Below are 20,154 nucleotides of genomic sequence, written 5' to 3' on the forward strand. Positions count from 1 at the left end.
TTGATAATAGGGGCAGCAGAATATTTTTTTCATCAGTTAAAAGAAGTATTACATGCTGAAAAATTAACTTATCTTATTTATCGATTGTAGTATCTTCAAAGTGAAATGATTTATAATTATTTTTATTTCATTGGAGAGATTTCCATAATTATCGTGGAAAGTAAAATGTGGGGTATGATTAGGTTGAACATCCCAGAAATTTCTATTAGGTGGTGATTGGAAGTACAGTCTACTGATGCTAATAGCATCTACGCGAGGTGTCGTTGTTATCTGCGCTTCTGGAGTGGAACTAATTTAAAAAACATGGTTTATGATAAATCCAATTGTTGTTTTCATGAAATTATTAATAATTAAATTTACTTAAAGTTATTATTTTTTATTTTTATCTTAATTAGTCCGTCATTAATTACTTTGTTATGATTATGTTAGATAAAAATGCTTTGGTAAATATTAAGACTGGCAATGTCTATCTTTAGTCAGAGTATTTTATATATTATATGTTTGGCATTATATCTTTTATTTTTCAAGTTGCAGCTTTATAAGCTGCAACTTGAAATTCATTGAGAGTAGCCGGAATGGTAACCTGCTGAATAGTAGATCAATCCACTCCTGTTTCCTTCAGTGCACCGGGTAATGTGGCATGAAAACTCAATTGCCCTTCAATGGGCGCTATTTTGGCTCGTGCTAATGTTTTCAAAGGTTGGAAAGGGATATCACACACGACAATATGTTTTTCCTCTCCTGCCTCTTTAACAAAATTCTGGAAGGCGTTCAGACCACCCGCATCCAGAACTGGCACAGCATCCCATTGCATGATGATGGTTTTATAATCGGTCCCTTTCTCTTTCAATTCCGCAAAAATACGCTCTGCGGCAGCAAAGAACAGAGGGCCATTAATCCGAACAACCAGCAAACCTTTGTTGCTATTTGTTAACGAAGAGGTGCTGATCCGCGTCATATTGGCAATTTTGCGCATAAACAGGAGGGACGCCAGAACAATCCCAATCGTGATTGCTATCACCATATCAAACAGGACCGTCAATGATAGGCACAGCAGCATGACGATGATATCGTCTTTAGGAGCATGGCGAATTAAATCCACGACCTTATGTGCCTCACTCATATTCCATGCCACAATCAGCAAAATAGCTGACATCGCTGCAAGTGGCAGATAAGAAAGCATCGGTGCGAGAACCAGAAGCGTCAATAATACCAGCAAAGCGTGAACGACTGCGGCGATCGGTGAGGTTGCTCCAGCCCGAACATTGGCGGTTGAACGAGCTATTGCCGCAGTTGCGGTGATCCCACCAAAGAAAGGCGCAATAATATTACCCATTCCCTGACCAAGCAGCTCACTGTTGGAATGATGTTTTTTTCCCGTCATACCATCCAGAATAACCGCACATAACAGGGACTCAATGGCTCCCAACATTGCCATAGAAAACGCAGCGGGCAGTAGTGCCGATACCGTATTCCAGCTCATGTTAAAAGAATGGGCATCAGGCAAATGCCACGGCAGAACAAATTGGGGAAGGATCGGCGGAATACCCTGACCTTGTGTACCATCGGCCAATGTATAACTAAATGACGAACCTATCGTTGCCACATCATGGCCCAGTAGATGCATGATACCCATGATGCTGGTGCCCGCAATCAAAGCTGGTAAGTGACCCGGTAACTTTACCCTCATTTTTGGCCAGAAAATCAACACTAACAGCGTTGTCAAACCGATGAGCGTATCGCTCAACTGTAGAGAAGGCATTGCTTGAAAAAGCGCAATCACTTTATCAATATAATTTTCCGACACGTGATTCAGCGTCAGACCAAAGAAATTTTGCACCTGCATCGTGGCGATAGTGATCGCAATACCAGAAGTAAATCCCAGAGTGACTGACAGGGGAATATATTCAATCAGTCGGCCTAATCGTGCTAACCCCATAACGAGCAAAATAATACCCGACATAAGTGTCGCGATCAGTAGACCACTTAAGCCAAATTGCTGGGAAACAGGGTAGAGAATCACCACAAAAGCAGCAGTTGGCCCCGAAACGCTGTAGCGTGATCCTCCGGTGATAGCAATCACAATGCCTGCGATCGCAGCTGTATATAATCCATACTGTGGGGCAACACCACTTCCTATTGCCAGTGCCATGGCCAGTGGGATAGCGATAATCCCCACAGTAATTCCCGCAATTATGTCTTTGATTAAACGGGAAAAAGAGTAAGACTCATTCCAACAGGCGTCAATAAACGCACTAAATGGACGTATTCCCTTAATTTTATGAGTATTCATTGTAATAGAAACCAAAAGTAAGACATTGATGATAGTCTGAAAAAGTGATACTAGAATATCGCTTTTACCAGACCAGAAAGGTGTTGCATGTCAAAAAGTTAACTACGTTACTTATTGTTCGGGCATCTTCCAGATGAAATTGCTCAAAAGTATCTATGATGAGTCGTATTTCATCAGAGCAATTCCCATACTAATGGCATCCACGTGTGATGTGGTTTGTATCTGTGCTTCAGAGGAAAACGGTATATGTCATAGCTTGGGAACAACCACTTTTCATAGGTTCTATATCCAATAGATTTCGAGTTGCCGCACGACGGCAAGAGAACAAATCCCCAAATAAACCAAAAATAAAGATTTTCAGCTTTCGTGTAGTGAGTAAATTTACGGAAGCCGGTATTGCTCCTATTATTATCATCCACAGTATTCCATATTTTGACCTCCTTTACGTCGTACTCAGTTTGAGGAGTGGTGTAATTTATCTGAGACCCATGGTAATTGGTAGTATAATGAGATACTCGGTCAACAATATTTGTTACATATTTAGAAACTATTTATATATCGGCGGCGATATTTTCGCCTAAAAAATTCAGTAGTTCAATTCCTTCCTGTTGGCGATTATTTGTCATTTTAAAATTCATTTGGTCTTTTTTAATTTTTAAATAAAAAATGGAAATGCTGTAATTGTTTTTTAAAACAGCCGGTCAGTCTAATTAAACTCAGTTCGGATTTTGTTATTTGTTTAATGAACAATATTTATCTATAAAATCTATTGTGTTAAGGCTATTTTTTCGTGAAGAATAAGCATTACACATATACCCAACATACTCACATAAACACAATGGATTTCAAGATGCAGAACGACGGTAAGGGAACGAATTCCAGTAGCATAGCTAACTATGTGACTTGGGTAAGAGAGTAGCCGACAAAGCAGCAACTTGAAAGACGACGTATAGACGTGTATATAAAGGAAAACGCCTTGAACAGCATCCCGGTTCTTCGAGACAAGTTCGAACACCACCAAGTCATCATTTATTTCGCTGCCGTAGTGGCTGCGGCTATCATCTCGCTCTCGATTTCTGGCACCTCTGACCTTAAAGACGCGATCAATCCAGCACTGGCGTTGATGCTCTTTGTCACCTTTTTACAGGTGCCGCTTGCCGATCTGGGACAGGCCTTCACGCGCATACGTTTTCTTGGCGTACTGCTTGGCACTAATTTTCTGGTAGTGCCGTTACTGTTGGTTGTCCTGATTCAGTTACTGCCTCCCGACCCCTATGCTTAGACTCGGCGTCCTGTTCGTATTGTTGACACCTTGCATTGACTATGTGGTCACATTTTCGCACTTAGGACGTGCTGATGCCGCCTGCTGCTGGCAGCCACTCCGGCGCTTTTCATTGCTCAAATGCTGCTGTTGCCTGCCTATCTCGGCGTGTTTTTGGGGAGTGCGGCGGCCGATCTTGTTCATCTGGTCCCGTTCGTTCATGCGTTCGTATGGTTGATTGCCATACCGCTTACTCTGGCTGCAATGATGCAGATTTGGGCTGCTCGTAGCGATATCGGCCAGCGTATCGCCACCGGCCTTGGCCTGCTCTGCCAGTGCCCGCGACGGCCCTGGTTCTGTTTATCGTTGTGGCTGCTGTAGTGCCTCAGCTCGGAGCTGCAAGCGAGGACGCCTTGCGTGTAGTTCCGCTGTATGTAGCTTTTGCAGTGACCGCTCCGCTTCTTGTCTGGATGGTTTCTCGTCTGTTCCGCCTTGATGCAGCGGCTGGTCGAGCGGTGGTATTCAGCGCGGGAACGCGCAATTCCCTGGTAGTGCTTCCGTTAGCCTTGGCAGTGCCCGGAGCCATTCCCGTGCTGCCGGCCATCATCGTGACGCAAACGCTAGTCGAGCTGATCAGCGAATTGGTTTACATACGCCTGATACCGAAGCTCGGCCAAGACAGTAAATTATGACGAAGAAATTCTGATTATCCATACTTGCAGGATGTTCAGAGTGACATAATAGGCGTGCTGGAAACTAGATTGGTCATTCCATTATTCCCGAAATCAAATTTTAATGGACAGGTTTCGACTCGATTATGTCCTACACTCATTATTGATGGTAAGGAGTGCTTGGTTATGATTCATGAAATGGCGAACATCAGGCTCTCTATGTTAGGAAGTGAGGTAACAATGTTATCTCACATCGGAAACTGATTAAAAATGCAATGGATTTTCTGTTTGATGGGTTTTGATTGAATATAATTGCCTGAGAAAAAGCAGTGTGGATTTAGGCGAATACCCATAATTTTATAACAGTATAACTAAGCTGATAATTATTTTAGAATCGGAAGATATGCTCAGTAATTTTTCCTACTGGTGTCACATAATTAAATGAATAAGGCAGCAGTCTTATGAAAGCATTTCAAAGTAACGCAGTTCACTCGGTATTTAATCATTATCCTGAACGATATAAAAAACTGCTACTGACGCTAAGAGCGTTAATATTTGACGTTGCATCAAAGACGGAAGGGGTAGGCTCAATGACTGAAACCTTGAAATGGGGGCAACCTAGTTATCTTACTCTTGAAACTGGATCGGGAACAACAATCCGATTGGATCGTTTCGGTGACTCGCATGTGGCTATTTTTTTTCACTGTCAGACCACATTGGTTGATACGTTCAGGACACTTTTTCCCGAACTGAATTATTCAAAAAATAGAGCAATAGTTTTGGATCCAAAAGCCGATTTGCCAACAGATGAGTTGAGTATATGTATTGAAATGTCACTCACTTATAAGTTGAGGAAAAAAAGATAAAGACTTCATTCAGAAAACAGATATTGACGATAAAAATATGTACCTCCACAATGTCCCTCAGGCAGGAGACCCAATTTCAAGGCATGGGATGCGATCTGTTTGATAAATATGAATACCATAAGTTGCCTATGAAGTGATTTTTACTTTATATAGCTAACTAATCATGGGTAAAAATAAACCAATTTAAGTATGGTAGTTCATGAAGCTAATCCTGCCTGCTAATGCCAACGAATTTTTAATACTTAACCTGAATTCTGGTTAAACCGTCACTAAGATATCCATTTCTAAACGGGTAATATTCAATGATGGTTTATTCTTTTTGAGGCAATAAAAGACAAAAAATCGGAATAGGATGCTATTATTTTTTGCCGTTATTCTATATTATTTGTGATAGATAACTTAATGAATGAGCTATTTTATAAAGTAGAGTGGTTATATCAAAATAATATGGATTTTATGAAAAATAATTTTTTTGTTTTTTTTGTATTTGAAGGGCTATCAATAATCACCATGATTATAATATCTTTCATAATGATTTATGAATCAGGAATGCCGGAACATTTTTTTAACAGTTGGCTTTTTTTAGGCATTTTGATAGTTTTCTTTTATTTTTTTATCTTTGGATTAATTATGTTTGTGCTCTATATAATCACCAAAGATAAAAGAAATTTTTTTCTGATTGCGAACATATTGAATTTAGGGATAGTTCTTTATAATGTAATGATTGGGTTTGATTTCATATCCTCCTTATCTTTAATCATCCCGCTAACGGCTATACAAATCATAGGGTATTTGATTTTATTGCGTTTAAATCTTACGTGAGTTAACTAATCTGTGGCAAAAATATAAAATAGGTTAGTGTAGATCAGATTGGGTGAGGATGTTTTCAGCAACTTCTTCCCCACTCTTCCGGTAAAGCTCTCGCCTTTCTCTGATCACTCTCTGGTATTCAGGCTATTGGTTCTCAATTTCTTTCGTGCTTTTAAAACGGACACCGTTAGTCAAGAGATAGCCATAAAGCTATCGTTATTTCAGATTGCCTGAACTGGGCGGTGATCCATCATATTGCAGATCTGCTGCTATTCTTTATCAGCCGCCGGTCCACCCGCCAGCTTTAATGTGTTTCCCTAAATTACCCTGTCCGCCGTAAAGCCCCATCCTTCAACGGCTGTCGCAATAACAGAACTTCCATGTACCAACATGTTTCCTATTGCATTCGTGATTTAAATAACATATTTATAACATATATTGTGATCTTAATAACATGTTAATAACATTGAGCGAGTTAGCCCCTTGACCTGCTAAAACAATAATCCCAATACTTACATATCAACCCCAAATCCCAATGTAGTGAGGACACCTTGGCAGCAATAAATCCTCCTGAGCCTAAATTTAGTTTCGGCTCCTATGTCCGCTTGTTGTCTTTTCCCGGACACGCATTGCTCTCGTTGTCCGGCATGGTCATTCGATTTCCGGTAGCCATGCGCTCCATTTGCTGCTTAATGCTGATTTCCGCAGTCACCCATTCGTTGTCCACCGCGGGGACTGTCGCTGGGGCATTGATGATAGCTCAGGGAGTAGCCAGTCCGGTATTGGGTAGGCTTGCCGACCGATTCAGCCAGCGAAATGTGTTACTCGTCTCCTGTTGCTGCCACTGCCTTGCAATTACCGCACTCCTTGCCTCGGTGCTACTGAATTTACCTCTATGGATGATATTAGCCTCTGCTATCTGCGCTGGTTGTTCGGCTGTTCCGGTTGATGGATTTATTCGTACCCGGTGGGCTGCCATGATTGCCGATGACGCCCTGAGAACTGCATATGCTCTGGAAACAGTGATCGATGAAGTTATTTTCCTATTGGGACCATTAATAGCCATCGTTCTCTCCACGACATTCCATCCCGCTGTCGGTCTGGTTTTCTGCGCAGTGCTCACACTTAGTGGTTCTGTAGCCCTTGTGCTACATCGGCAATCTGAGCCTGTTACAGTGCAAAAGAGAGACGACAAATATGAAAGCAGAGCCATTAGCATGCCATGGGTACGTATGTTAATGATTTCCTATGCCGCAGTGGGCATATTTCTTGGCTCGGTCGATGTGATGATGATCGCCTTTTCTCAGGCACAACAGACTCCGGCGCTCGCAGGGGTACTATTGTCAATCTGTGCCGTGGGTAGTCTCGTTGGTGGCCTCTGTTACGGTGCGATGAACTGGTCTCTGCAACCATCCTGGTTGCTGTTGTTTACGTCGGCCGCGCTATGCGCGGGCACCATTCCTCTTGCGCTCACCACTACCTCAGTAGTTATGGGGATCAGCGTTTTTATTGCGGGTATCTCGGTGGCTCCTGTATTAATTTCCAGCAGCACTCTCTTGGGATCGTTGACTCCCAAAGGTGCCCTATCAGAGGGTTTTGCCTGGCTTTCCAGCGCTGGATGGCTTGGTTTTTCCGTGGGGGTATCGGTAGGGGGGAAACTTTCTGATCTGGGTGGTTTTAGCCAAGCTGCCTGGATGGCTGTTGGCGGTGGAGCCATCGCCTTGTTAGCCAGCGTTATCGGTCGGACTTATCTTCACAAGAGGTTAATTCCATGAGATTTATCCCTATCTTACTGAAACAAGAGAGGCAGCAATTGTGAATCAGTCATCAATGGGCGTTCCAGCCCCACGCATCACTTTCAATGAATTTGTTGCCTTTGGTGTTGAAGCAATTATCCGGGCTGACGTACCCGTGATTATCACTCACTTACCTTTTGACGTCACCACTAATGTTAAGACTCTCATCGCGCAGCAATTGGGTGACAACAACGTAACACTATTCAGAGAGCCCAATAATAAGCAAAATACCGAGCGATGGCAGACCACGAAAGTTCAGCTCCGTCACTTTCTGGAAAATGAGGAATACCGTGCCGACGATAGTACATGGTATCGTATTGTTTCCAATATCATGCACAATCCAGAAGACATCAATGCTCTCCTCGGTTTTGATGCATTTTCACTGCTGGCTTCACGCAGGGGGCTCCATGCCGCCAACTTGTGGGTCAGTTACCATGGCGTATTCACGCAAAGCCACTTCGATGAACTGGAGAACTTCAACATCGCCCTGCTGGGCAGAAAGAAGTTCATCTTGCTGCCCCCAGGCAGGCGGGACTACTACCCGCGTTCTGTCTGGCATGGCTTCGGCGACAAATCTCAGGTTTTCGATTTTGACAACGTTGACCCTCAGCGTTTTCCCCGGCTCGCGGCAAAAATCCCGCAGCGCTGCGAGGTTATCTTAGAACCCGGTGAAATGCTCTACCTGCCTTTGGGATGGTGGCATCAGGCCGAATCGTTAGACGAGCTGAACATCAATATTAATTTCTGGCTGTGGGATTTGAAAATCCTGCTCAGACCGTATGTTCTCTATTCTGCACTATACACCGCGGTCTACCGTAAGCTCAAAGGCGTCTACAACTACCAACCAGAGTCAGAGTCTACTAGGGGGAGGGGAAATAAATGACCTATCGTAAGAATATTATTCCAGCCAACAAATTCCGTAACAACGACAAAGCTATTAGCGTTGGTAATCCATTCTGGGATATGTCAGAACACCACGGACTTGCTGGAATTGTCGCCGACCTTGACAATGATCTCCTGCATATCCGTCACGGTCATCAGTTCGTAAATTTCAGTTGCTGTTCCTATTTGAATCTGGACTCGCATCATAAGGTTATTGAAGGTGCCCTTGATGCAGTGCGCCGATATGGCGTCCTTGATCACTGTATTGCCCGCAGCCGGGTACAAATTCCTGCCTTGAAGGAACTGGAAGAGTCTCTGGGTGAGCTATTCGGTGCTGATGTCCTCAGTGGCGTGTCGGCCAGCAGTATCAGCGGTGGTTTGCTACCCCTCATCGCTTCCGGACATTTAGGTAACGGTAATCGACCTTTAATGATCTTTGACAAGCATGCTCATGTGTCGCTAGCTGCCGCTAAACCCGCCTGTGCTGATGAAACCGAGGTCGTTACCTGTAACTACCATGACCTGAATTTCATTGAAGATAGCTGCAAGAAATATGAACGGGTTTGCTACGTCGTCGACGGTAGCGACAGTCTCGGCGGTTATGCACCGGTTAGGGAATTGGCCGAACTGCAAGATAAATACGGCCTGTTGGTGTTCTACGATGATTCGCATTCAATTTCAGCCTATGGTGAGCGCGGCATCGGTTATGTTCGATCACACAGTCCGGCGTTGAATGAGAACACCATCATGGTTGTCACACTCAACAAAGCTTTTGGTACCAGTGGAGCAGCTATCTTGCTCAATAACTACCCGCAGTCTGTGTTACGCCTGGTTGAACGATTTGGTGGTGGTCTGAATTACTCACAGAACCTGAACACTGCCGCCGTCGGTGCCAGCTTAGCTTCAGCAGAAATTCACCGTACCGCTGAATTACCAATATTGCAGAAGAAGCTGTACAACAACATCGCACTATTCGATTCTCTCATCCCCACAACGCAAAGCGGACAGACTTACCCAATACGGTTAGTTCCTGTGAGTGATGAAAGGGTTATAGACGCAGGACGCCAGATATTAGAGGCTGGTTTTTATGTGTCTCCGGTGTTTTTCCCCATTGTTGCCAAAGGTACTGCGGGTTTGCGGGTGATGATGCGTGCCGGACAAACTGAGGAACAGATACGCCATTTGTGCAGAATATTCTTTGATGTGAGGGCAGTCCAATGATGGGTAGTGGACGAGCAATTCCACGCAGCATTCTGTATACGCCAGCCTTGTCACTGGATCGCGTGGTTAAAGCGTGGTCTTACGATGCCGATGTGCATTTGATTGATCTGGAAGACTCCGTACCAGGCCCATTCAGGGCCGAGGCAAGGACCCTCTGCCGTACAGCCTTGGATAATGCACCCCAGCCCTCGAATATCGCCGTGCGAATCAACGCATTTGGTACGATTGATGCTGTATATGACCTTGTCATGCTCAATGAAAGTAGCGTGACTCCGGGGTTTATCGTGATGTCCATGGTAAAGTCCCCAACAGAGGTCATCCTATTGCGGGAAACACTGGCTTCTACCGGGAAATACCCAGAAATCTACCTCACAATTGAGACCGTGGAAGCGATCACTGATCTTGATAAACTCGCCGCTGTGGCGGATGGACTGATTTTGGGTTCAGCGGATCTGGCTGCTACCCTCGGTGTGGAGATCACCTGGTCTGGAATGCTGGCCGCCCGTCAGGCGATGGCGTTGGCGAGTGCCAGATATGGTATTGGCTGTATTGATACCGCGAATTATCGTCTTTCTGAATCTGAGGTGCTGGCCGATGAAGTTCAGCGAGCCAGAGAATTGGGGTTCCACGGCAAAGCTACTGTCCATCCCGGCGAACTTGACCTGATCAATTTGGCGTTACGGCCCTGTGAAGAGAAATTACTGGCCGCGCGCCGAATAACCGACGCCGTGCAGGCAGCAGCTGGGGGAATAGCGTTGCTGGATGGATGCATGGTTGGCCCGCCATTTGCCCGTCTAGCTCACAGTACTATACAATCAGGAGAGGCTTGGGCCGCTCGTTTCGGTAAGGGGAGTATATGACTATTTCTGTAGCCGTCATCGGGACCGGGGCTATCGGTATGGACCTGATCAACAAAATCCATCGTTCACTCACCCTCAATTGTCGCTTGTTGGCCGGACGTAATCAGCACTCAGCTGGTTTTGACATCGCAGCTCGGTTTGGCTACCCGACTAGCGCCGACGGTATTGACGCAATCTTGGCAGCCCCAGAACCATTCGATGTGGTATTCGACGCGACCAACGCGATGTCGCATGTCGAACACTGGGAACGGCTGCGTCCCCTTGGAACCCTACTTATAAACCTGACCCCCTGTCACCTGGGGCAGATGATAGTACCGACCGTGACTGGCGCAGACGCGTTGACAGATCGCCATGTCAGTTTGATCAGCTGCGGTGGACAGGCGTCGATACCGATCGTACATGCACTCAGCCAACGTTTTCAGATTGAAGATATCGAGGTGGTGGCAACAGTAGCCAGCAATAGCGTGGGGCGGGCCACAAGGATTAACATCGACGAATACGTAGAAACCACGCAAATTGCACTCAGTACTTTCACGGGCGTACCAAATACCAAGGCGATCCTCAACATCAGTCCAGCCGTGCCACCTGCCATGTTCAGGGTAACTATCTTTGCGGGGATAGTTGGGGCAACGACCGAAAAGGTTAGCTCGGTTGTTGCAGCGGCGGCTGATAAAGTTCGGGCGTTTGCACCGGGTTATACGCTCACCGCTTGCCGTGTCATTGACGGGCGCGTGTTTATCTCTTTAGAAGTGGTCGCGAGCAGCAAGGTGATGCCAGAATACGCCGGGAATCTGGATATCATTAATTCTGCTGCTATCCTGGTTGCCGAGCAGTATGCGGCTCACCAGTACCAATCTCAGAGCCTAGTGGTATAGGTAAGGGGGGCTGATGACAATCTTAATTCATGATTCAACCTTGCGTGACGGCCAGCACGCGGTGAAACACCAACTTACTGCTGCGCAGTTGCGGAACTATGCGACAGCCGCCGACCAAGCAGGTATTTCGGTTGTCGAGGTGGGCCATGGCAATGGGCTTGGAGCCTCTTCGTACCAGGTTGGTCGTGCTGTGTTGAATGACGACGAAATGCTGATCACCGTACGGGAGGTCTTGAAAAACAGTAGGATGGGCGTATTCATGCTGCCAGGCTGGGGCACCATTGCCGACTTATCGAAAGCCCTTGCACACGGCGCTGATGTGGTGCGTATCGGCATCCATTGCACGGAAGCCACTCTGGCTGAACGCCACCTGGGATGGTTGCGTGAGATGGGGGCGGAGGTGCATGCGGTATTAATGATGAGTCATATGGCCAGCCCTATACAGTTGGCCGAACAAGCAGCTTTATTAGTGAATTATGGGGCACAAGCTGTCGGCATCATGGACTCTGCGGGCCATCTTTTGTTCCCGGACGTCACTGCGCGTATTACGGCGTTGCGGACGGCGGTCGAGGTGCCTCTGATTTTTCACGGACACAACAATTTGGGGATGGCAGTAGCTAATTCGGTGGCTGCTGCTCAAGCCGGAGCTACAATAATCGATGGCTGCTCCCGGGGGTTCGGTGCCGGGGCAGGCAATACCCAACTGGAAGTGTTGGTTCCCGTTCTGGAACGTTTAGGATTCACGACCGGCATTAGTCTTTATGATCTTCTTGATGCCGCTGACCTTGCGGCCCGAGAATTAATGCTGGCTCCGCCAGTGATTGATTCACTGGGCATCGTCAGTGGTCTGGCCGGCGTATTCTCGGGTTTCAAAAATCCTGTCATGGAGCGAGCAGGTACAGCAGGGGTAGATCCTCGCGATGTGTTCTTCGAACTTGGAAAACGGCAGGTCATTGCCGGGCAGGAAGACCTTATCGCCGAGGTTGTTGCTGGGTTAAGAAAGGTGACTTTGTGACGATGAAAATAATCAACGCGGATGAAATGTCTGGTGATGACCGATTTCGGCAGGTGATGACAACACTGACTGATGTTTTCCGCGACCTGAGTGCCGGTAGAGAACAATCACCGGCGCGGCTCTTATTGCAGCATGGTCCGTCTGAGATGTTGATCAGTCCGGCGGCTTGGATGCAACGTGGTGTGGCCAGTGTCAAGATCACTACACTCACCCTGGGTAACTCAGGTCAAGGGCTTCCTTTGATCCACGGTATTGTCGTGCTTACAAACATCAACACTGGGCAGGTGATTGCGTTGTTTGACGGCGCAGATTTGACGGCAGTGAGAACCGGCGCTGTTGCCGGTCTGGCAACCAACCTGTGTGCTCCCGTCGATGCCGGTGACCTTGCCATCCTCGGTGCTGGAGTTCAAGCACGCGCTGTACTACAGGCGATGCTGGTCGTACGCAAGATCCGCTCGGTTCGGATTTTTTCCCGTTCAGCGACTAGAATTACCGAGTTCGTGCAGTGGGCTCGCACGGTTACGGGGATTAAGGTCACCGTATGTGACTCGGTGTTCGAAGCAGTACGCGGTGCCGAGATCATCTGCACCACCACGTCAACCAGCTCCAGTGTACCTCTGATAGAGGCTGATTGGGTGGCTCCAGGGGCACACTTGAATATCATCGGTGGTACCCATGAAGACGCCATTGAAGTTGCCCCTGCCTTGCTGAAAAGTGCGTTTGTTGCCGTAGAAAAGAGTTCTGCTGCTCAGGAAGAGGCGGGAGAAATCCGGGCTGCTCTCCTTCTCGGGTACATTCAGTCAGAAGAGCTGCATGAACTCGGCGCGCTGATCCTTGGCGAATCGGCTGTAGAGGAAGGCAGAATCACCTTGTTCCGCAGTGTAGGACTGGCTATTGAGGACACCGCCGCTGCGCTAGCCTTGTACGTCCCCCCGGAGAACATATGACACTAAGACAGATCGGCAAGAACGAATACATCGAAGAGCATGGCGGAGACTATGAGGACTTCGAGCCTGGAATGGTCATTAAACACTGGCCTGGCCGTACTATATCTGAGGCCGACAACACCTGGCTAACCTTACTGACGATGAATCAGCATCCGCTGCATTTTGATCAGGCTTACGGCGCTAAGAGCGAATATAGTCAGGTTTTGGTGAACAGTAGCATCACTCTGGCTCTGGTCAGCGGCATGACTGTTCAGGCGTTATCGGCTCGTGCGGTAGCCAACTTAGGATGGGACAAAGTGCGCTTGAAAGACCCGCTTTTCGTCGGCGATACCCTCTATGCTACCAGCAAGATCCTGGCTAAACGCCATTCAAACTCTCGTCCTGGCAAAGGGATCATCACAGTAGAGACAGTTGGCATCAAGTCGACAGGAGAAACGGTCATCACTTTTGAAAGGTCCTTCATGGTTTTCTGCCGCGCAGATCTTTCTAACAGTCACCCTCACAGGATTTAGCCGGGGGCCACAACTTGGTGCTGAGAGTGGATTGAATATTGAGAGCGTACTTGTTGATTTGGCTCAGAACTACTTAGCTGAATATATTGTTTCTAACCGAAAACCCAGCGCGTCGGATTTTAGCAAACAGGGCGATTTATTCAGTAGAGGCAGAATAGATCACTCTGTTTCTTATTTGAAGGTTAAAGCAGCCTTTAACTCAATGAGTCAGGATGTCGCCAGCAAAAACAGAAAAAATACTCCCCATTGCAGGATTAAACTAACAGTTGCCCGTTTTAATAGCCTGACTGCACCATAGAAACGAGTATTCATAGTTTGTGATTTTGGTGATTTATTAAATATCAGTGATAATGCCTGATCAAACTCGGCGCTTTTTTCAGGGTACAAATTGAGGATCTGAAAATAGTGACAATCCAACCAAAGACGCCAGCAATAATATTGGCAAAACAGGGCGGTGAATAGCAACACTGCATAGAGAGTGATGTTATTTAAGTTAGCCATTAATATTACTGTTGCGATCAGGATGGAAAGTACTGAAAGTGCTGATATGAATCGCCAGCTTTTTAATGTAACAATCATCACCTGACTGGTCAGATATTCACAATTTAATTTTTCCGAATTCATATCAGATCCTCCGTCCCAAATAAGATTCTGCCCATAGAGTCAATACATTGAGGTGTGTTTGCCTGAATGTGACATGGGGTCTGGCTTCGCGCAGAATATTGACCACTGTGGATATATCATACTCAGGGTGCTGTTTCAGCAACCATGCTGCTACGACCATCGCACTACGGGATAAACCGAGCGTACAATGTACGAATACCTCTCCCTGCTGATGTAACTTACCCAGTGAACAAACCGCAGATTGTACAGCTTCGGGGGTTAGTGGCAGCAAGTCAATTTGTGGCTGGCAAATATAGTTAGTTATCTGTACATAGGGTTTTCTGTGCCATTCTGCGGTCATATCAAGTACACAGACTGTCATGGTGGAGTTACGTGGCAGGCTGCCGAGAATAATTCCTTCTGTTATTTTATTGAAAGGAGCGCTTTTACGCCGGAACCAGAGATAAGAGAACCAGGCACCCAATTGGTACGGTGCCAGTAGCCAGCGTGCAGACAGTGACATTTTTCCATCCGGCTGTTTTTGGAACACGGAGCTACCTAATCCTGCATAACCGAGTGCCACCACCAGTAACGATATGGCAGGCCACAGTAATATCCAAAAAGCTCCACCTAAAAAACTAGCAGGAAGTGCAAATAATATACTGCCTGCCAGATAATAACTGCATAAATTCCACGCGTAGTGATCTTGGTTAGATTGCCATTGCCATCGATGTGAAATAGGTAATAAGTAACTGATTATTATGCCAACGGCAAAGCCTGTGATGATATCAATAAAGTGATGTTGCCATGTGGTTAAAACAGATAATGCAATCAAAATAGACCAAACATGCAACAAATGGCGCGAGTAGCCATGCAAATTTGCAGAATAGCGCAGCCAAAGTAACCATAGCAGCATAATATGCAGAGAAGGAGCTTGATTATAAGGCAAATCAAATAATTCCAGTTGTTCAAAGAACCATCCAAAAATGCCTTCAGTGACAGGGCGTGAAAACGAAAACTTTAATGGAAATAACAAAAATCCAGTGCAGGCAACAAGTGACGCCGTCACGAGTCTCCAGCTATGAATCCACTGTTCACGGCGATTGGTACAGATAAATAGCGATATCCCATAGAACAGATCGATGCTCCAGTAAGGAATAATCGTCCATGGCCAGAAAGGGATATTATGCTCCCAACTGAATGCCACAACATGAACATCATCTCTATGAGCAGTGAATTGGTTAACTTGACCGTATGTAAGAAAGAAGAACGGTACCAGAAATAACAACCAGATAACGGCGGTTATCCATAAGCGTTGTCGGCTATCAAAAGAGAAATGCATGAAGTGTTTTATCCCGTATTTATTCTTAGCGGTGAAGACGTCTGGCAATCGAAACAGAAAAGATGCCCCAGTTATCTGTTAACTGGTACAGTTTTTCAAATCCGGCTTTTTCCACCAAGGCATCCATTTCACCTTGTGTACGGCGACGCATAATCCACGGTTGATTTTTACGGTGACTGGAAAGAACGCGGGCAATAACTTCGAGTTGAGGATGCCAGGGTTGCCCTGTGTATATCAGATAACCATTTTCTGTAATGGCGTCGGCAAGTCCACGCAGAGAATCCCTGACTAAGTCATTATCAGGGAATAATTCATATAGACCAGAGACAATACCGAGTGTCGGGGCTGGCGTTGTGGCAGCGATACTTTCGGCATCGAAGGCATTACCAATAATAAACTTGATCTTGTCTGTTAAATGACGTTCTGCAATGTAAGCCTGTCCTTGAGTTACATTGAGTTCGCTGTAATCCTTGAGCAAAATGGAATCAACTTTGCTGAATTCGTTAATTGCATCAAAAATATAACGTCCGTGACCGGCAGCGATATCAACGATATGAACAGGCATATTTTGTTTATGGAGGTTGCAAATAGCATGGCGAATCAATGTCTCAAGATGAATTTTACGTTGTCGTATACCTCGCCAACCAATGTTGCTCAGATAGTACTTATCCAGTACCCGCCCCAAAAGTCCTTTGCCCTGCGGTTGATTGCGATAGGCATAATCAAGTGTAGAGCCGGAATCAAACCCTGTTTCAAGCCCGATGCGTATGCCTTCAGAAGCTCTGCCCACATGAGTGTTTATTGCTTTTCTCATCAATTGATAAATAAAATTTTTCGGGCTGAAACGGGGTAATGGTGTCACTAAAGAGCGAAATTCATCCGCAGTATTACTCCAGATATCTTCATGACTGTAATCATGTTGATAGCGTGGAATAGAGAAAATGCGTTCAATGAAGGTCCTGATCTTGTCAAAAGCTAGGTGGCGATGTTTTTCGCCCAGTGTATCGTGATAGAAATCTTCCATCACATATCTCTCTTTTATTGGGCTCGTGAGTTGTTGATAAAATTGATGTTGTGGCTTTGAATTCACAACATAATCACTACCTGAAATAAACAACAGAGTGGGAAGTGTAATGGCTGCGGCATCTTTAACTACCCGTTCTGCGGTTTGGTAAAGTTCCAATAGAATATTGACCGCGATTTCCCGGGTAATTAATGGATCATTATTATAAGAAGCAATTCTGGTTTGATCATGTGTCAAAAATTTCGCTTTCACATAAGAGTTAACAAAGAAAACACCTCATGCTTTTTGCATGAGGTGCAGCCCTTGTGTGGCGAAAGGAACATATAATTTAATATCAAACGCGGGGGCAGCAAGGATCATGGCGCGGATTTTAGGGGCATAATCGTGTACCCATGCAGATATCAACACTGCCCCAACGCTTTGGCCGATAACCACGATATTTTCCATGGCAATATCGTATTCCGTGGCAATAAATCTGATGAACTCATCCACATCATGAATTGATGTGCCCATTGATGGGCTATAACCGCGTGCTCCCTCTGTTTTTCCGTGTCCACGGGCGTCCCACGCAAACATGGCAACATCAGGGAGAGCAAGCTCATCAACGATATGTTGGATTCGTCCTGAATGTTCATGACCACGGTGAAAGATGATAATCGCTCGCTCTGCATGGCGTTGTTCCTGTGGCCAGTAACGGTAAAACAGGGAGGTATTATCTGATGTGGTGAAATAATGTTCTTCAGCAATACGTTGGCTGGATGACGGCGTCATATGAATACCTTATTTGGATTATGATTGTACGGTTTGATTGGTTTCACGCAACGCTTTGACAATGCGCTGGTAGCAAGTCATCAAGAGCAAAATAATCATGAAGGGGAACAAATAACTACTCCAGCTCAGGGTCGAAGGAAAAATCGCGATTATCAATCCATAACACCCAAAGACAAAAGCGCGATCACTTTTTCCCATTGGGCCATCATAGCGACGTGATGCCCCGATTGTTTGAACCAATACACCAACGAACTCAGAGAGAATGGTGAGGAATAAAATAACCAGCAGGCTCACATTGTTTACTTCGGGTAGAAAACAGAAAGGAAGATAAAGTGCCACGTCCGAGACTACATCTCCCAATTCGTTATAAATGGCACCAAGATGGGATTGTTGGTTGTGCTCACGTGCCAACATGCCATCAATAGCGTTCAGCGCCATGCGAACAAAAAGAAAAACAGGCAGCAGCCAATAGAGATTGGATGAAGGAAATAGACTCAACAATAAACCGATAAAAATAGACAGGAAAAGGGCGGTTAATGTGACCTGATTCGCGGAGGCTCCTTGCTTGTGCAGATAGATTACGATGGGACGGAGTAGATTTTGGAAACGTGGTTTCAAATCATATATAGTCATGTTGCCCTAGATCCTTTAGTGGTCAAATCATCGTTAATATTAATAAAATAAAAGAAGTAATAGGCTATAACGGAGATAGCACTATTTGCAGATCCATCTTCCTGCTTTGGCTGACTCGGCAAGCCTTTTCAAGGTCAATGGCTCAGGTTCAGTATAAGGTATTATCATGGATTTAGGCAGCAAGAAATTCGGGAGACAACTTGGTTCTTCTGGCCAGTATATTGAGAATATTGAACCTTTCTTTATCAACCTAAAATGTTTTAAAATAACCATCCATAATTTCTTTTATTGTTTCCCAAATATATGGATGTGAACCCGTTGTCAAACTGGTATTAAGATCTAATTGCCATAATTTATTTTTTACAAACGGGGTCTTAGAGTGTGGATAGTCACTTTGCTCTAAATCCTTTAATATCCCCTTCATCTTTTTACTTTTAAGCTTTTCCCTTTGGGAATGCGAGGGGAATTTTGTCTAGGACACAGCGTTTGTTATCTCTTATGGAAATTTTGCGTAGTTATCACTTCCCCGTACAGGGAAAAGTATTGGCGCAAAAACTAAATATCAGTTTAAGAACACTCTATCGTGATATTGCTACCTTGCAGTCTCAAGGGGCAATTATCGAAGGCGAAGCGGGTATAGGTTATGTTTTACGGCCGGGGTTTGTGTTACCACCGCTGATGTTTACGCAAAATGAAATAGACGCTTTGGCATTAGGCGCCAGCTGGGTGGCTAAACGTGCAGACCCACAGTTAAAAGCATCGGCAAACAGTGCAATAAGTAAAATTGCAGCGGTAATCCCCACAGAATTAAAACAATTTCTGGAAACCAGCTCATTATTGGTCGGGTCAGCTTCCACAACAGTTCAACCTTTTGTTGATATTCAGCAGATACGACAAGCGATCAGCCACAGACATAAAATCACATTTTCTTATCTGGATCTAAAAGGAAATCAATCAGAAAGAACGATATGGCCATTCGCGTTAGGATATTTTGAAAATATCAGCATTGTTGTTGGCTGGTGTGAATTACGTAAAACATTTCGCCATTTCAGGTCGGATAGAATTATCCACCTGAAGACAGAAAAACAAGCTTATCCCCGATCAAGACAATCATTACTTAAAGAGTGGCGGGAAAGGGAGAAAATATCGAATTAGTGCTGGATGGGATAGGTATTTGGCTTTTATACATGGATCGCTTTTCGTGGTATTTTATTTCATTTTTAAATTAAAACCATCTTCAGGATAACCGCATGAATGATTAAATATTATCCATGTCTGCAAAATTTACCTTAATGCTTTTTCTAATTCGGTAAAAACTATTCGGATAATGATGTGTTTACATTTTTGTTTTTTGTCGCTTTTAAGGATTAAAGCGACATGGTAATAATAGGAGAAGAAAATACAAATCATTAACAATGACTTATTAAGGTAGAATTTATGAAGAAACCTTACCGTTGGTTGAGATTCACTCCTCTTATTTTTAGTTTTTTACTCTCAGCATGTAATGAAGACAATTACAGTTTTAAATTGCGCTCAGATGATTATGCTGAGGCGCATAATAAGTTCAAAACTCATATCGTTGATGACAGTTTTATTGGTGATGGACAACCCGCGGTCATGTATTAAATAGTTAGATTGAATATCAAAAATAGTACTCACGCTCAATAAAAGTTCCTATCACCTTATCGTGCATTTCTTCGGATTTTGAATAACTGATAGTTTTTCTATTCAGTCTTTTTACTCGAGTACGCTGAGTTAAATTCGTTCTCTCT

General features: G+C 44.9%; 17 protein-coding genes and 3 pseudogenes. 13 read left to right on the plus strand and 7 right to left on the minus strand.

The genetic code is table 11. The features are described from left to right. Window positions 1–598: 598 nt before the first annotated feature. Window positions 599–2,293 carry a C4-dicarboxylic acid transporter DauA gene (gene dauA, locus Xhom_RS17995; RefSeq protein ID WP_069315588.1) on the minus strand — a complete coding sequence of 565 codons (1,695 nt, stop codon included), beginning with the start codon at window positions 2,291–2,293 and terminating at the stop codon, window positions 599–601. A gap of 961 nt (window positions 2,294–3,254) precedes the next feature. Here dauA and Xhom_RS18005 point away from each other — a divergent pair. From Xhom_RS18005 to Xhom_RS18060, 11 genes and pseudogenes are all read left to right on the plus strand, one after another. Further along, a pseudogene (locus tag Xhom_RS18005) lies at window positions 3,255–4,246 on the plus strand (arsenic resistance protein). A gap of 24 nt (window positions 4,247–4,270) precedes the next feature. Then, window positions 4,271–4,527 (plus strand): annotated as a pseudogene (locus tag Xhom_RS18010) (CcdB family protein). Window positions 4,528–4,686: 159 nt separating this feature from the next. Further along, window positions 4,687–5,091, plus strand: a complete 405-nt coding sequence (locus Xhom_RS18015; RefSeq protein WP_069315590.1) for a DUF1801 domain-containing protein — start codon at window positions 4,687–4,689, stop codon at window positions 5,089–5,091. Window positions 5,092–6,452: 1,361 nt separating this feature from the next. Continuing rightward, window positions 6,453–7,676: an MFS transporter gene (locus tag Xhom_RS18025; protein WP_232326268.1), complete on the plus strand. Its 1,224-nt coding sequence runs from the start codon at window positions 6,453–6,455 to the stop codon at window positions 7,674–7,676. A 40-nt stretch (window positions 7,677–7,716) separates the two neighbouring features. Then, on the plus strand, window positions 7,717–8,580 hold the full coding sequence (locus Xhom_RS18030) for a cupin-like domain-containing protein (RefSeq protein WP_232326270.1): 864 nt from the start codon (window positions 7,717–7,719) through the stop codon (window positions 8,578–8,580). After that, window positions 8,577–9,800 (plus strand): 8-amino-7-oxononanoate synthase family protein, encoded by a 1,224-nt coding sequence (locus Xhom_RS18035; RefSeq protein WP_069315592.1) that lies wholly within the window; start codon window positions 8,577–8,579, stop codon window positions 9,798–9,800. Before Xhom_RS18030 ends, Xhom_RS18035 begins: the two co-directional genes overlap by 4 nt. Further along, window positions 9,797–10,660, plus strand: a complete 864-nt coding sequence (locus Xhom_RS18040; protein WP_069315593.1) for an HpcH/HpaI aldolase/citrate lyase family protein — start codon at window positions 9,797–9,799, stop codon at window positions 10,658–10,660. Before Xhom_RS18035 ends, Xhom_RS18040 begins: the two co-directional genes overlap by 4 nt. Continuing rightward, on the plus strand, window positions 10,657–11,535 hold the full coding sequence (locus Xhom_RS18045; protein WP_069315594.1) for an acetaldehyde dehydrogenase (acetylating): 879 nt from the start codon (window positions 10,657–10,659) through the stop codon (window positions 11,533–11,535). The genes Xhom_RS18040 and Xhom_RS18045 overlap by 4 nt, the downstream gene beginning before the upstream one ends. Before the next feature lie 13 nt (window positions 11,536–11,548). Beyond that, window positions 11,549–12,550, plus strand: coding sequence for a 4-hydroxy-2-oxovalerate aldolase (gene dmpG / locus Xhom_RS18050; RefSeq protein ID WP_069315595.1), 1,002 nt, complete (start codon window positions 11,549–11,551; stop codon window positions 12,548–12,550). Window positions 12,551–12,552: 2 nt separating this feature from the next. Then, window positions 12,553–13,497 (plus strand): ornithine cyclodeaminase family protein, encoded by a 945-nt coding sequence (locus Xhom_RS18055; RefSeq protein WP_069315596.1) that lies wholly within the window; start codon window positions 12,553–12,555, stop codon window positions 13,495–13,497. Beyond that, entirely contained in the window at window positions 13,494–14,009 is a 516-nt protein-coding gene (locus Xhom_RS18060) for a MaoC family dehydratase (RefSeq protein ID WP_069315597.1), read from the plus strand. The genes Xhom_RS18055 and Xhom_RS18060 overlap by 4 nt, the downstream gene beginning before the upstream one ends. A 207-nt stretch (window positions 14,010–14,216) precedes the next feature. Here Xhom_RS18060 and Xhom_RS18065 read toward each other — a convergent pair whose 3' ends face one another. From Xhom_RS18065 to Xhom_RS37070, 5 genes and pseudogenes are all read right to left on the minus strand, one after another. Further along, entirely contained in the window at window positions 14,217–14,633 is a 417-nt protein-coding gene (locus Xhom_RS18065; RefSeq protein ID WP_069315598.1) for a hypothetical protein, read from the minus strand. A 1-nt stretch (window position 14,634) separates the two neighbouring features. Beyond that, the gene (locus Xhom_RS18070; protein WP_069315599.1) at window positions 14,635–15,954 is read right to left on the minus strand and encodes a phosphatase PAP2/dual specificity phosphatase family protein; all 1,320 of its coding nucleotides are present in this window, start codon (window positions 15,952–15,954) and stop codon (window positions 14,635–14,637) included. A 25-nt stretch (window positions 15,955–15,979) separates the two neighbouring features. Next, window positions 15,980–17,749 (minus strand): annotated as a pseudogene (locus Xhom_RS18075) (bifunctional alpha/beta hydrolase/class I SAM-dependent methyltransferase). A gap of 18 nt (window positions 17,750–17,767) precedes the next feature. Next, entirely contained in the window at window positions 17,768–18,382 is a 615-nt protein-coding gene (locus tag Xhom_RS18080; protein ID WP_069315600.1) for a CDP-alcohol phosphatidyltransferase family protein, read from the minus strand. An 81-nt stretch (window positions 18,383–18,463) separates the two neighbouring features. Next, entirely contained in the window at window positions 18,464–18,655 is a 192-nt protein-coding gene (locus Xhom_RS37070; RefSeq protein ID WP_232326271.1) for a DUF1493 family protein, read from the minus strand. 195 nt (window positions 18,656–18,850) lie between these two features. On the opposite strand from Xhom_RS37070, the gene Xhom_RS18090 reads away from it, so the two are divergent. After that, on the plus strand, window positions 18,851–19,537 hold the full coding sequence (locus tag Xhom_RS18090; protein WP_069315601.1) for a helix-turn-helix transcriptional regulator: 687 nt from the start codon (window positions 18,851–18,853) through the stop codon (window positions 19,535–19,537). Between the two features lie 282 nt (window positions 19,538–19,819). After that, window positions 19,820–20,008: a hypothetical protein gene (locus Xhom_RS33745; protein WP_069315602.1), complete on the plus strand. Its 189-nt coding sequence runs from the start codon at window positions 19,820–19,822 to the stop codon at window positions 20,006–20,008. A 16-nt stretch (window positions 20,009–20,024) separates the two neighbouring features. On the opposite strand, the gene Xhom_RS18100 is transcribed toward Xhom_RS33745, so the two are convergent. Then, the coding region (locus Xhom_RS18100; RefSeq protein WP_244590775.1) for an IS1 family transposase at window positions 20,025–20,154 on the minus strand (130 nt) is incomplete at its 5' end.

It is taken from the genome of Xenorhabdus hominickii (assembly GCF_002632725.1).
Classification (GTDB): Bacteria; Pseudomonadota; Gammaproteobacteria; order Enterobacterales; family Enterobacteriaceae; genus Xenorhabdus; species Xenorhabdus hominickii.

Excerpts from the sequence above, each read along its gene's own strand:
- dauA (WP_069315588.1), bottom strand. The coding sequence starts at position 2,293 with ATGAATACTCATAAAATTAAGGGAATACGTCCATTTAGTGCGTTTATT.
- Xhom_RS18015 (WP_069315590.1), top strand. The coding sequence starts at position 4,687 with ATGAAAGCATTTCAAAGTAACGCAGTTCACTCGGTATTTAATCATTAT.
- Xhom_RS18035 (WP_069315592.1), top strand. The coding sequence starts at position 8,577 with ATGACCTATCGTAAGAATATTATTCCAGCCAACAAATTCCGTAACAAC.
- Xhom_RS18040 (WP_069315593.1), top strand. The coding sequence starts at position 9,797 with ATGATGGGTAGTGGACGAGCAATTCCACGCAGCATTCTGTATACGCCA.
- Xhom_RS18045 (WP_069315594.1), top strand. The coding sequence starts at position 10,657 with ATGACTATTTCTGTAGCCGTCATCGGGACCGGGGCTATCGGTATGGAC.
- dmpG (WP_069315595.1), top strand. The coding sequence starts at position 11,549 with ATGACAATCTTAATTCATGATTCAACCTTGCGTGACGGCCAGCACGCG.
- Xhom_RS18055 (WP_069315596.1), top strand. The coding sequence starts at position 12,553 with ATGAAAATAATCAACGCGGATGAAATGTCTGGTGATGACCGATTTCGG.
- Xhom_RS18060 (WP_069315597.1), top strand. The coding sequence starts at position 13,494 with ATGACACTAAGACAGATCGGCAAGAACGAATACATCGAAGAGCATGGC.
- Xhom_RS18065 (WP_069315598.1), bottom strand. The coding sequence starts at position 14,633 with ATGAATTCGGAAAAATTAAATTGTGAATATCTGACCAGTCAGGTGATG.
- Xhom_RS18070 (WP_069315599.1), bottom strand. The coding sequence starts at position 15,954 with ATGCATTTCTCTTTTGATAGCCGACAACGCTTATGGATAACCGCCGTT.
- Xhom_RS18080 (WP_069315600.1), bottom strand. The coding sequence starts at position 18,382 with ATGACTATATATGATTTGAAACCACGTTTCCAAAATCTACTCCGTCCC.
- Xhom_RS37070 (WP_232326271.1), bottom strand. The coding sequence starts at position 18,655 with ATGGTTATTTTAAAACATTTTAGGTTGATAAAGAAAGGTTCAATATTC.
- Xhom_RS33745 (WP_069315602.1), top strand. The coding sequence starts at position 19,820 with ATGAAGAAACCTTACCGTTGGTTGAGATTCACTCCTCTTATTTTTAGT.